The organism is Streptosporangium sp. NPDC000563 (assembly GCF_040299985.1).
Taxonomy (GTDB): domain Bacteria; phylum Actinomycetota; class Actinomycetes; order Streptosporangiales; family Streptosporangiaceae; genus Streptosporangium.
Window position 1 is genome coordinate 37,297 of sequence record NZ_JBEPDA010000018.1, and the last position, 12,789, is coordinate 50,085.

Consider the following 12,789-nt stretch of genomic DNA (forward strand, 5'->3'; position numbering starts at 1 on the left):
TGACCGGCCGCACGGTCCCGGTGGCGGTCCGAACCGGGAGCGTGTCGGCTCCCGGCCGGGACGCCGGGTCAGAGCCCGTAGGCCTCCAGCAGCCGCAGCCAGATCTCGCTGGCCGTGGGGAAGGACGGGACCGCGTGCCAGAGCCGCTCCAGGGGCACCTCGGCGACGACGGCGATCGTCGCCGAGTGCAGCATCTCGCCCACCGCCGGACCGGCGAAGGTCACTCCGAGCAGCACGCGGCGCCGCTCGTCCACGACGGCCTTGGCCCTGCCCCGGTAGCCGTCACCCTGCAGATAGGCCCCCGTCACCCTGCCCAGGTCGTACTCGACCGCGCGGACGTCGAACCCCTCGGCGCGGGCCTGCGCCTCGCTCCGGCCGACCGAGCACACCTGCGGGTCGGTGAAGACCACCTGCGGCGCGCCGTACGCGTCCGCCACGTCGCGCAGGCCCGGCAGGTCGTCGGTCTCGCCCTTGGCCCGTGCCGCGATGACGTCGCCGCACACCCGTGCCTGGTACTTGCCCATGTGGGTGAGCAGGGCGCGGCCGTTGACGTCGCCCACCGCGTACAGCCAGTCGCCGGGGACGCCGGTCGCGCGCATGCTGTCGTCGACCTCCACCGTGCGCCCGGCCTCCAGGCCGACGGTCTCCATGCCGAGGTCGCCGGTCGCCGGACGCCTGCCGGTGGCCACGAGCAGCTCGTCGGCCTCGACGGGCGGGCCCTCGGACAGGTGGACGGTCACCGGACCCCCGGGCGTGGGCCGCTCGACCTTCGTCACCTGGACGCCCGTGCGCACCGTGATGCCCGCCTCGGCGAACGACTCGGCCACCAGCTCACCCGCGAAAGGCTCCATCCTGCCGAGCAGCCCGCCGCGCGCCAGCACCGTCGTCTCCCGGGCGCCGAGCCCGTGCATGGCCTGGGCCATCTCGCAGGCCACCACGCCGCCGCCCAGCACGGCCAGCCGTCCGGGAACGCTCGTCGCGGCCGTCACCTCGTGGCTCGTCCACGGTGACGCCTCCGCGAGGCCGGGAATCGGCGGGACGGCCGCGCCGCTGCCGGTGGCCAGCACGACCGCCCGCCGGGCGGTCAGCGTGCGGACCGAGCCGTCCTTCGCGGTGACCGCGACCCGTTTGGGACCGTCCAGCCGCCCGTGCCCGCGGACGAACTCCGCCGGCACGCTCTTGATCCACTCGACCTGGCCGCCGTCGTCGAAGTGGGACACCGTCTCGTCGCGCCGGGCGAGCACGGCGGCGGTGTCGATCGGGCCCAGCGTCAGGCCGGGCACCCGGGAGACCTCGGCGACCAGCTCCACCGGGCGCAGCAGCGCCTTGCTGGGGACGCACGCCCAGTAGGCACACTCGCCCCCGGCCAGGTTCCTCTCGACGATCGCGGCGGTCAGTCCTCCCCTGACCGCGCGGTCGGCGACGTTCTCGCCCGCGGGGCCCGCGCCCACAACCACCACGTCGAACTCGTCCGACACGACTTACCTCCCAGAGAGAACCGGCCCATCGACCGCGCGCCGCCTCCGGCGACGCCGGTCGTACCAGCTTCGCACCCCTCGGCCGGAGTCACGCCTCCCGGACCCCGCGTGTCCGGGGCGGGCCGCCTTCGTGCGCGGACCGTCCAGCCTTTCCCCGCTTCTCCGCTTCCTACTCTGTCCTCTGTTCCGGGTAGATCAGGGGGATGTGTGAAAAAGCGGGGTCAGCGGCGGCGTCCGCGCGCCTTGAGGGGGGTGAGGGGCAGCTCTGGGGCGGGCAGCGGGGCGGCTCCCGTGCCGGGCACCGTGCCGAACCCCTCGCCCTCCATCCACTCCCGCCGGAACCCGGCGATCTCCTCGTGGCTGCGGCCGACGAAGTTCCACCACATGACGATCCGCTCCTCGAACGGCTCGCCGCCGAGGAGCAGCAGCCGCCCGGGCACCTCGGCGCTCACGGCCAGCTCCGAGCGCCCGCTGCCCAGGTAGAGCAGCGGGCCGGGGGCGAGATCCGTCTCGCCGACCCGTACCGTGCCGGACAGGGCCAGCGCGGCGTACTCGAAGCCGGGACGGAGCGGGACCGAGGTCCCGGCGCCCGCCTCCAGCGTCATCTCCGCCCCGACCAGCGGGGTGTGGACCGTCGCCGGGGAGGTGACACCGCCCAGCTCGCCCATGACGACGGTCACCGTGACGCCCGGCGACGACGCCGCGGTCAGCGTGGGCAGCGCCGGGTGGTGCTCGAAGGCCGGGGCGGTCTCGCGGGCGGCGGCGGGGAGCGCCACCCACAGCTGGACCCCGTGCAGCACGGCCTCGGCCGGCGACTCCTCGGCGTGGGAGATGGCCCGCCCGGCGGTCATCAGGTTGAGCTGGCCCGGCCTGATCAGCTGCTCGCTGCCGAGACTGTCGCGGTGCAGGACCTCGCCCTCCACGAGCCAGCTGACGGTCTGCAGGCCGGTGTGCGGGTGCGGGGGAACGTGCATCGTCGCCCGCTCGGGACCGTAGTGGTCGACGAAGCACCACGCGCCGACCATCCTGACGTCCCGGTTCGGCAGGGTCCTGGTGACCTTCATCGCCCGGGGCCCGCCCAGCACCACGTCCCGGCCGGTCAGCAGCTCGTTCACCGGTTTCGCCGACACGTCCGCGAGGCCGCCGCAGGCCGACTCCCGCGGATCCGTTTCCAGGTTGCTCATGGTGCGAATGTACGGTGCGATCCGGTCCCGCCGGGTACGGGGTGGCACAATCCCCGAGCGAGGATCATGTGCGTGGTCGGCGCCCGGTTCCGGTATCTTTCGTCCACCCCGCCGATCGCCCACCGCCCCGGTGGGACGGACATCGCGTGAAGTGAGAGGCCGCATGACCACCGATACACCTCCGAGCGGATCTCGTAAAAGCCGCTGGAGCGCGCAGACGTGGTTCAACGTCGTGCTGCTCGTCATGACCCTGTTGCTCGGGCTGTCGGCGATCATCGGCGCCACGGTCCTGCGGAACGCGGCGGCCGCGTCCACCAGGCTGATCGACCACATCTCGGTGGGCAGGATCCAGGCCGAACGCCTGCAGGCGACCCTGCTGAACCAGGAGACCGGGGTGCGGGGCTTCGTCCTCACCGGCAAGGAGGAGTTCCTGCAGCCGTACCTGGACGGGCGGCGCGACGAGCTCGCCGTGTCGGCGCAGATCGGGCGGCTGGCGCCGGGCGCGGAACCGCTGCGCGCGCTCCAGGAGGTGGAACGGCTGGCCGCCGAGTGGCGGGCCCGCTACGCGGAACCGATGATCGCCAAGGTCAGGGACGAGAGTCCCAAGAGCGTGAGCGCCGAGCAGTCGGAGGAGAGCAAGCGCTCCTTCGACGCCGTCAGAAAGGCGATCGACGCCCAGAACACCGCCTGGGGCCAGGCGAGGCAGTCGGCCCGTGCCGATCTGGAAGCCGCCCACGCGGTCAGGGACGCCACCTTCTTCGGCATCCTGGCCGCCTTCCTGATCACCATCATCACGGTGGCGGTGTTGCTGAAGATCGCGGTGTTCGGCCCTCTGGCCCGGCTGCGCGAGGCCTCCCGCAGGGTCACCAGGGGGGACTTCGCGCACCACGTGGACACCGGCGGCCCCGCCGACCTCGCGGAGCTGGCCGACGACATGGAGGCGATGCGCGGGCGTATCGTCAACGAACTGGAGGAGGCACGCGGCTCCCGGCTGCGGATCGCCGCCCAGGCCGAGGAGCTGAAGCGCTCCAACGCGGAGCTGGAGCAGTTCGCCTACGTGGCCTCACACGACCTGCAGGAGCCGCTGCGGAAGATCGCCTCCTTCTGTCAGATGCTCCAGCAGCGATACGCCTCCCAGCTCGACGAGAGGGCCAACACCTACATCGACTTCGCCGTGGACGGCGCCAAGCGCATGCAGGTGCTCATCAACGAGCTGCTGACCTTCTCCCGGGTGGGCCGGATCACCAGGGAACCCGTCGAGATGGACCTGAACGACGTGATCGACAGGGCTCTGTCCAACCTCTCCGCGGCGGTGGAGGAGTCAGGGGCCGAGATCGAGGTCGGTGAGCTGCCCGCGGTCGTCGGTGACCGGACCCAGTTCGTGATGCTCTGGCAGAACCTGATCGGTAACTCCCTGAAGTTCCGCGACCCCGACCGCGCGCCCCGGGTCACGATCGAGTCCGAGCGGATCGACGGGGAGGTGCGGATGACCGTCACCGACAACGGCATCGGCATCTCGCCCACCTTCGCAGAAAAGATCTTCATCATCTTCCAGCGGCTGCACCAGCGGGACGCCTACGAGGGCACGGGGATCGGCCTGGCGCTCTGCAGGAAGATCGTGGAGCAGCACGGCGGCACGATCAGGCTGGACACCGAGTACGACGAGGGTGCCCGCTTCGTCATCACGTTCCCCGCCGAGGCCGTCGCGCCGGAGCGGCAGGAGGAGAGCGGGCGGGAGGACTCTTCGGAGATCACGGTTGGGACCGTGCCGTGACACGCGGACGGCGCGCGCCGACCCGAATGCCGTTACCGTTTACCGGATGGAGGAGATCGACCGCCGTATCGTCACATTACTGGCCAGGGATGGCCGGATGAGCTTCACCGATCTCGCCAGGGAGACGGGGCTCTCGGTGTCGGCGGTGCACCAGCGGGTGCGCCGGTTGGAGAAGCGCGGGGTGCTGCGCGGGTACGCCGCGCTGGTCGACTACGACGCCATCGGGCTCCCGCTCACCGCGTTCGTCTCCATCAAGCCGATCGACCCGGCCGCCGCCGACGACGCGCCGGAGCGGCTGGCCCACCTGAGCGCCGTCGAGGCCTGTCACAGTGTGGCCGGGGACGAGAGCTACATCCTCAAGGTGCGGGTGGCCTCGCCCATCGCGCTTGAGGAGTTGCTGAACCAGATCCGTACCGCCGCCAACGTCTCCACCCGCACGACGGTCGTGCTCAGCACGCCGTACGAGCATCGCGCCCCTGAGCCGGCGGGGCAGGGCGAAGGGAAGCCCGAGGAGCGCGCCTGACCTTTCCCGGGGGCGAGGTCGTCCCGGACGGGCTCGTCCTCTCGTGTGATGAGGGGGGCGCCGGGGGTTCTTCCGGGCGCGCTGACCGGTTCGCTCTCCTGTTTGGGGGGTTGCTCCTGATTTGCCGGGGTGCGGCAATTGATTCAAGCTGGACGGGTGCCTCCCAGAAAGATCATCATCGACTGCGACCCGGGAATCGACGACGCGCTGGCGCTCGTCCTCGCCCACGGGAGCCCTGAGCTGGAGATCCTGGGGATCACCACGGTCGGCGGCAACGTCGAACTGGCCAGGACCACCGACAACGCGCTGCGGCTCCGCGAGTTCCTCGGGTTCGGCGAGGTGCCGGTCGTCGCGGGCAGCGCGGGCGCCCTCCTGCGCCCCCGGGTGGACGCGGCGGGCGTGCACGGAGGCTCGGGCCTCGGGGACGCGCTGCTGCCCGCGGCGTCGCTCCCGCCGGCCGCCGGGCACGCGGCCGACTTCATCATCGAGACGCTCAGGGCCGACCCTGGCGAGGTGACCCTGGTCGCGATCGGCCCGCTGACCAACGTGGCGCTCGCCGTACTCAGGGAGCCCGCGACCGTGAACTGGGCGCGCGGGCTCACGATCCTCGGCGGGTCCTACACCAGGGGCAACTTCTCTCCCGCGGCCGAGTTCAACATCGCCGCCGACCCCGAGGCCGCCGCGATCGTCTTCGGCGCGGGCTGGACGGTGACCATGATCGGTCTCGACGTGAGCCGCGGCGCCGTGACCACGGAGGCGGTGGCGGAGCGCATGGCGACGATGGGCAGGCTCGGCAGCGACCTGCTCCTGCCGTGCGTGCGGTTCTACGGCATGATCACCGCCGAGGACGGCCCCGCGATCCACGACGCCTGCGCGATCGCCCACGTGATCGATCCGTCGCTCATCACCCTCGAGCCCGCCGTCGTGGACGTCGAGACGGCGGGCCGCTTCACCGCGGGGATGACCGTGACCGACTTCGCCCTCCGGGGCCGCGCCCCCAACGCCCTGGTCGGCACCTCCCTCGACGTGGGCCGCTTCTGGGACCTGCTGCTGACCGTCTACGCCGGAGTCGCCGAGTCCATCGGGTCCATCGAGTCCTGAGGCCGCTTTGGAGGGGCGGAGCCTCAGGGCAGGGCGTGGAAGTGGGCCCGAAGGCGGGCCCTGGCCTCCTCGGTGGCGCCGAGGGCGTCCAGACCCAGCAGGGCGGCGCCCATGACGGGTGCGACGTCGGAGACGATCGGCCTGGCCTGCGGGGCGCGCTCGGCGAAGCCTCGCTCCAGCAGCTCGTTCATCAGCGGGTCGCGGGCGGTGAGGACGCCTCCGCCCAGGACCACCTCCGTCGGGACGGAGAGCAGGTCCAGGCGTCGCATCGCGACCACCGCGAGCACGACCACCTCCTCGGCCATCCGCGTCACCAGCGACCGGGCCACCGCGTCCCCCCGGTTCGCGACCGCCATCAGCGCCGGGACCAGCTCGCTCAGCCTGCCGTGGGGCACCTCGCCGAAGTGGATGGCGAGTGACACCTCCTCGACGGTCCGGGTGCCGAAGTGCTCGCGGACCACGACGGCCAGCGCGCTGGCCGGGCCCCGGCCGTCCTCGGCGCGCACGGCGTGCCAGAGCGTCTCCTCGCCGAGGCCGAGACCGCCACCCCAGTCGCCGGTGATCCGTCCCAGCGCGGGGTATCTCGCCACCTCCCCCGAGGGGGAGACCGCGACCGCGTTCACCCCCGCGCCGCAGACCACGGCCACCCCCGCGGGCCCGGAGGCCCCGGCGCGCAGCAGCGCGAAGGTGTCGTTGCCGACGCTCGCCCGCCTGCCGTACCCCCGGGAGAGGATCTCCGCGCACAGCGCCTCCTCCTCGACGGGCAGGTCCGCGCCCGCCACGTAGGCGGCCACGTGGTCGGCGTACGGTGTGACCGTTCCCGGCCCGAGTACGGAGCGCACGGTGTCGCCGATCACGTCGATCGCGACGCCCACCCCCGTGGTCTGCGGCTGGAAGGCGCCGCCGCGTCCGGTGGCGAGGACCGAGCCGTCCTCCGCGACCAGCGCGACGTCGGTCTTGCTGTTGCCGCCGTCGACCGCCAGGACCGTTCTCACGCGGTCGCCCAGGACAGGTGCCGGCGGTTGGCCTCGACCAGGCGCCTGGCCAGGTCGCCGGAGAGCGAGGCCTGGCCGATCAGCGGGTGGGCGAGCAGCGCGTCGGCGACGCGGTCCTCGCCGCCGTGCAGCGCGGCCTCGAGCGCCAGCGTCTCGTACGCCGTGACGTGGGCGACGAGCCCGGCGAAGAGGGGCTCCACCGGGTCGACGGGCAGTGCGGCCGCGCCCGCCGAGGTGATCGTGGCCGGTACCTCGATGACCGCCTCGTCGGGCAGGAACGGCAGCGTGCCGTCGTTGCGCAGGTTGACCACCTGGGTGTCGCCGCGGTCGCCGGTCAGCGAGGCGATCAGCGCCACCGCCGCCTCGGAGTAGAAGGCCCCGCCGCGTTCGCCCAGCAGTTCGGGCTTGGTGTCCACCGCGGGGTCGTCGTACAGCTCGAGCAGCGCCGTCTCCATCGCCGAGACCTCGGCCGCGCGCGACGGTCTGCCGTGTTGCTCCTCCACCACCAGGTCGTGCTCGTAGAAGTAGCGCAGATAGTAGGAGGGCACCACGCCCAGGCGGCGGATGAGCGCGGCGGGCAGGCCGACGTCCCCGCCGATCTCCTCGGCGTGGCTCTCCAGCAGCCTGGGCAGCACGTCCACCCCGTCCAGGTGGACGGCCCGCTCCCAGGTGAGGTGGTTCAGACCGACATGGCCCAGCGAGATCCTCGCGGGGGCGACGCCCAGGGTGGCGGCGAAGCGACGTTGGAAGCCGATGGCCACGTTGCACAGGCCGATGGCCCGGTGTCCCGCCTCCAGCAGTGCCCTGGTGACGATGCCGACCGGATTGGTGAAGTCGACGATCCAGGCGCCGGGCGCGTGCCTTCTGACCTTCTCCGCGATGTCCAGCACCACCGGCACCGTGCGCAGCGCCTTGGCCAGCCCACCGGCACCGGTCGTCTCCTGACCGACGCAGCCGCATTCCAGCGGCAGCGTCTCGTCCACGTCGCGCGCCGCCTGGCCGCCGACGCGCAGCTGCAGCAGGACCGCGTGCGCTCCGGTGACGCCCTCCTCGACCGAGGAGGTCGCGACGACCGTGGCCGGGTGCCCGGCCCGCGCCAGCATCCGGCGCGCCATGCCGGACACCGACCTCAGCCGCCGGGCGTCCGGGTCGACCAGCGCTATCTCACTCAGCGGCAGCTCGTCGCGCAGCCGGGCGAAACCGTCGATCAGCTCCGGCGTGTATGTCGAACCGCCTCCGACAACGGCGAGTTTCACCCTTTTGCTCCTGTCAGCGTGACGCTCTCGATGAGGACCTGTTGGGCGAGGAGGAACACGACGATCACCGGGGCCGTGACGAGCAGGGGTGTCACCCCGGTGAGGTTCCACCGCCCACCGCACGGTGCTCGCGAGGACACCGGCCAGGAAAAGAGCGTGTGGTTCTTTTTCTCCGTGAGGGGGGTCGGGGCGAAAGTGGGAAGGCGTCGGTGCACGACGGCTGCCTCCTGAGGGCGGTGGATCCGGGGGGCGTTCTCGGGGAGTTTCGTGCGAGGCCGGGAAGGGTCAGGAGGGGACGGTTGAGCCGAAGACCTCGTCACGGGCGGTCGCGAGGGCGAGGTCGAGCGCGCCGGCGAGGACGGGGTTGCCCTCGACGGTCGACAGCAGCAGCGGGGGCCGGGGGATGGTGAGCGCGTGGAGTTCGTGCTCGACGAGCTCGCGCAGGGTGTCGCCACCGGAGAGGAGGGTTCCGCCGGTCAGCACGATGATCTCGGGGTCGACGACCGAGGTGATCGAGGCCAGTCCGACGGCCAGCCGGGAGGCGATGTCGCGCAGTCCGGCGCGGGCGTCGTCGGCACGCCTGCCGGTGGAGGTGGAGGCCCGCACGGCGTTCAGCACCGCCTGCGTGGGCGTGGTGCCGCGCACGCCGTACGATCTGAGGATCTTGAGTACCGCCGGGCCGCCGGTCAGGGCCTGGTAGCCGTGGTTGGCGTAGCGGCCGGTGTCCCTGGCGGTCGGGGCGCCGGGGGTGGGCATGTAGCCGACCTCCCCGGCACCGCCGGTGGCGCCCCGGTGCAGCCGGCCGCCGAGGACCAGCGCGGCGCCCAGGCCCTCGTCGGCCCAGAGCAGCACGAAGTCGGCGTGCCCGCGGGCCACGCCGTGCGCCTGCTCGGCCTGGGCGACGAGGTTGACGTTGTTCTCCACGGAGACCGGCACGCCGAGACCGTCGCCGAGGGTGCGGACCAGGTCGGGGATGTGCCAGCCGGGCATGTCCTTGCTGGTGGCGTACGCCATCTTCCCCGTACCGGGGTCGATCGTGCCCTGCACGCCGATGACCACGCGCCGCAGCGCCGCGGGGGCGTTCGCGCCCTCCAGCGCGGCACGGACCCGCTCCAGCGCGTCGCCGCCGGAGCGGCCGGGGCTGGGCAGACGGTGCTCGCCGGTCACGGTGCCGGTGATGTCGGCGACCCTGACGTCGATGCCCGCGCGCGTGACGTCCAGCGCGGCGACGTGCGCGGCGGCGGGGTTGAGCCGGTAGACCTCGGCGGTGCGGCCGGGCAGCCCTTCGCGGATGCCGTCGAGCACGACCAGGCCCGCCTCCTGCAGGCGGATGAGGAGCTGCGAGGCGGTGGGCTTGGACAGACCGGTGAGGGCGCCGATCTCCGGGCGGGTCAGCGGGCCGCGCTCCAGCAGCGCCTGCAGGGCGGCGCGGTCGTTGATCGCGCGCAGCAGGCTGGGGGTGCCGGGCGTCGGCTGGGTCACTGGTCCTCCGCGTACGTCCTCGCGTCCACCTGCGCGGCGAAGTCCTGCGCGGCGAAGTTAGGAAAGTTTCCTAACTTCGAGTGAATGTAAGGAGCCCCGCGGATTCTCGTCAAGCAGGCAGGGGAGGCCGCAATCAAGCTGTGATGACGGCGGGACGGGTAAACTTCTCGACGGACCTGCTAGGGTGATGGTTTGTCATAACAACCAGTGCAATGGCCCGGAGTATCCCATTACTAGTAACGATAATGGAGCGACGGCAACCCGTCAAATCGAGCTGGCCAGGGAGCAGGAGTACGTTTCCCGCCTTTATGCCCGGCTTGATCTGCTGCGCGAGCGCACTCAGCGACAGCTGGACAGCGTTCTCGCGCAGGGCGGAAGTGGCGGCACGCACCAGAACCGCTCCGAGCGCGACAGCTTCGCGGGGATGTACGCCGAACGCCTGGGCCGTCTGTGGGCGGTCGAGAACGGCCTGTGCTTCGGCCGGCTCGACAACGCCGACGACACCTCGCTCTACATAGGTCGCATCGGCATGGCCGACGACGACCAGCGCCGGATGCTGATCGACTGGCGGGCGCCGGTGGCGCAGCCCTTCTACGGCGCCACCCCCGCGGCCTCGATGGGCGTCACCCGGCGCAGGCACCTGCAGACCAAGGGCCGTACGGTGATCGGGATCGACGACGACCTCCTCGACCTCGACAGCCTCACCGAGGAGGACGTGGCCACCCTCAACGGGGAGGCCGCGCTGCTGGCCTCCCTCGGGGCCAGGCGCACCGGCCGGATGCGTGACATCGTGGCCACCATCCAGTCGGAACAGGACCGCATCATCCGCTCCGACCTCAACGGGGTGCTGGTCGTGCAGGGTGGTCCCGGCACGGGCAAGACCGTGGTCGCGCTGCACCGCGCCGCCTACCTCCTCTACACCCACCGGGAGAAACTGGCCCGCAGGGGCGTGCTCATCCTCGGTCCGAACCTGACCTTCCTGCGCTACATCGAGCAGGTGCTGCCCTCCCTGGGCGAGACCGACGTGCTGCTGTCGACCGTCTCCGAGCTGTACCCGGGAGTCGTCCCCCGCCGCAGGGAACGTGCGGAGGTGGCCGCGGTCAAGGGGGACGTCCGGATGGCCCAGGTCGTCGCGCGGGCCGTGCGCGAGCGGCAGCGGGTGCCGCGCAAGCCGATCGAGATCAAGCTCGACCGCTACACCCTCAAGCTGGAGGGGAACGTCCTGGAGGCCGCCCGCAGCCGGGCGGCCCGCTCCAAGAGGGCGCACAACGAGGCCCGCGCGGTCTTCGTCCGCCACCTGCTCAACGCGCTCGCCCGGCAGGCCGCCAGGCAGCTCGGCAAGGGGATGATCGACGACGACGAGCTGGCCGACATCCGTGAGGACCTCCGCACCGAGCGGCCCGTCAAGGCGGCGCTGAACCGGCTGTGGCCCTACGTCACCCCGCAGCAGCTCCTGATCGGCCTGTTCACCTCCCGCGAGCGCCTCGACCACGCCGCGGCCGAGTTCGGCGCGGCCGAGCGCGAGCTGATGCTGCGCGAGCCGCCACGCAAGGGGGAGGACTGGTGGTCGGAGTCCGACGTGCCGCTCCTGGACGAGGCCGCCGAGTTGCTCGGCGACATCGACCCCGCCGTGCTGCGGGCCGGAGCGTGGATGGCCGAGGAGGAACAGGCCGCGCAGCGCGCCGCCGCGCTCGACGAACGACAGCACCAGCTCGCCTACGCCAAGGAGGTCCTGGAGCTGACCGGGCTGTCCGACATCATGGACGCGGAGAAGTTCGCCGCCCGTCACCTCGGTGACGACGTCTTCCTGACCACCGCCGAGCGCGCGGCGGCCGACCGCACCTGGGCCTTCGGGCACGTCATCGTCGACGAGGCGCAGGAACTGTCGCCGATGGACTGGCGCATGCTGATGCGCCGCTGCCCGACGCGGTCGATGACGATCGTCGGTGACCTGGCCCAGACCGGTTCGTCGGCCGGAGCGCGCTCCTGGGGCCGGGTCCTGGATCCGTACGTGGCGGGACGCTGGCGTGAGGAGACCCTCAGCGTCAACTACCGCACCCCGGCCGAGCTGATGGCCGTGGCCGCCGATGTGCTCACCCTGGTGGATCCGGCGCTGAGCGCCCCGGCCTCGGTGCGGGAGACGGGGGCGCGGCCGTGGGCGGCCTCCCCGACGGACTCCCTCGCCGAGGTCGTCAAGGCCGAGGTCGTCGAGGGCGGACGGCTCGTCGTGATCGTTCCCGAGTCGCGCGCCGAGGAGTTCGGGGCGATCGTGGTCCGCTCCGTCGACGGCGCGGTGGCCGGACCGGGAGCGGCGGCCCTGGACGCGCAGGTGGCGGTGCTGACCGTCGCCGAGGCCAAGGGACTGGAGTTCGACGCGGTCGTCGTGGTCGAACCGGAGCTGATCCTGGACGAGTCCCCACGCGGGGCGAGCGATCTTTACGTGGCATTGACCCGCGCCACCCAGCGGCTTGGCGTCGTACACGACGGCCCGCTTCCCGGTGCCCTCGCTCGACTTGAGCGACATCGGATCACATGAGAGCATTGACGGCTCTCGTCGATCATGTCCCAGCTGCGAAAACTTGATGTTTCCGCTGTTAGTGACACGGTTGACATCTGCGCTGGGCTCGGTAGTTTGCTGCCCAGTCCAGCACGGGACTGGCCGGTCGGCCGCTTTTCGACATCGTCGTCTCCTGCGCCCGTGACGGGGGTCTTCCCCGTCCGTACAGCCAGGCGCAGGGCCGGCAGTCCGTCGAGGCGGGGCACTCCTTCCGGGCGGGGGGTTGGACCCAGGAGGGGTCCGGGCACCCAGTAGACAACGGCAATCCGCGCTCGCCGCCGACGGGACGGAACCGGTCCGAAGGGTCGTCCGGGCCCTCTTCCCGCTCCCGTGCGAGCGCCGCAAGCGTCGGGGGGGGGCCGCGGGGGGGGGGGGAGCCCCCCCCGCCCCCCCCCCGCGCGGCGGGGGGGGGGGAAAGGGGGGGTGGTGGGGGTTTTTT

At 72.1% G+C, this 12,789-nt stretch carries 9 protein-coding genes; 4 read left to right on the forward strand and 5 right to left on the reverse strand.

Annotated elements, in window-relative coordinates:
• Nucleotides 1-68: 68 nt before the first annotated feature.
• Nucleotides 69-1,478, reverse strand: coding sequence for a dihydrolipoyl dehydrogenase family protein (locus tag ABT352_RS30015; protein WP_350948321.1), 1,410 nt, complete (start codon nucleotides 1,476-1,478; stop codon nucleotides 69-71).
• A 221-nt stretch (nucleotides 1,479-1,699) separates the two neighbouring features.
• Nucleotides 1,700-2,662, reverse strand: coding sequence for a pirin family protein (locus tag ABT352_RS30020; RefSeq protein ID WP_350948322.1), 963 nt, complete (start codon nucleotides 2,660-2,662; stop codon nucleotides 1,700-1,702).
• 163 nt (nucleotides 2,663-2,825) lie between these two features.
• Between ABT352_RS30020 and ABT352_RS30025 the strand changes: the two genes are divergently transcribed.
• From ABT352_RS30025 to ABT352_RS30035, 3 genes are all read left to right on the forward strand, one after another.
• Nucleotides 2,826-4,436 carry a sensor histidine kinase gene (locus ABT352_RS30025; RefSeq protein WP_350948323.1) on the forward strand — a complete coding sequence of 537 codons (1,611 nt, stop codon included), beginning with the start codon at nucleotides 2,826-2,828 and terminating at the stop codon, nucleotides 4,434-4,436.
• Nucleotides 4,437-4,482: 46 nt separating this feature from the next.
• Complete coding sequence (locus ABT352_RS30030) at nucleotides 4,483-4,959, forward strand: Lrp/AsnC family transcriptional regulator (RefSeq protein ID WP_350948324.1); 477 nt, start codon at nucleotides 4,483-4,485, stop codon at nucleotides 4,957-4,959.
• 156 nt (nucleotides 4,960-5,115) lie between these two features.
• On the forward strand, nucleotides 5,116-6,060 hold the full coding sequence (locus tag ABT352_RS30035) for a nucleoside hydrolase (protein ID WP_350948325.1): 945 nt from the start codon (nucleotides 5,116-5,118) through the stop codon (nucleotides 6,058-6,060).
• Between the two features lie 23 nt (nucleotides 6,061-6,083).
• On the opposite strand, the gene ABT352_RS30040 is transcribed toward ABT352_RS30035, so the two are convergent.
• From ABT352_RS30040 to ABT352_RS30050, 3 genes are all read right to left on the reverse strand, one after another.
• Nucleotides 6,084-7,055 carry an N-acetylglucosamine kinase gene (locus ABT352_RS30040; RefSeq protein ID WP_350948326.1) on the reverse strand — a complete coding sequence of 324 codons (972 nt, stop codon included), beginning with the start codon at nucleotides 7,053-7,055 and terminating at the stop codon, nucleotides 6,084-6,086.
• The gene (locus tag ABT352_RS30045; protein ID WP_350948327.1) at nucleotides 7,052-8,311 is read right to left on the reverse strand and encodes a 6-phospho-beta-glucosidase; all 1,260 of its coding nucleotides are present in this window, start codon (nucleotides 8,309-8,311) and stop codon (nucleotides 7,052-7,054) included. The genes ABT352_RS30040 and ABT352_RS30045 overlap by 4 nt, the downstream gene beginning before the upstream one ends.
• A gap of 285 nt (nucleotides 8,312-8,596) precedes the next feature.
• Nucleotides 8,597-9,793, reverse strand: a complete 1,197-nt coding sequence (locus tag ABT352_RS30050; protein WP_350948328.1) for an ROK family transcriptional regulator — start codon at nucleotides 9,791-9,793, stop codon at nucleotides 8,597-8,599.
• 187 nt (nucleotides 9,794-9,980) lie between these two features.
• Here ABT352_RS30050 and ABT352_RS30055 point away from each other — a divergent pair, with 187 nt between their 5' ends.
• The gene (locus ABT352_RS30055; RefSeq protein WP_350948457.1) at nucleotides 9,981-12,329 is read left to right on the forward strand and encodes a HelD family protein; all 2,349 of its coding nucleotides are present in this window, start codon (nucleotides 9,981-9,983) and stop codon (nucleotides 12,327-12,329) included.
• Nucleotides 12,330-12,789: the final 460 nt, after the last annotated feature.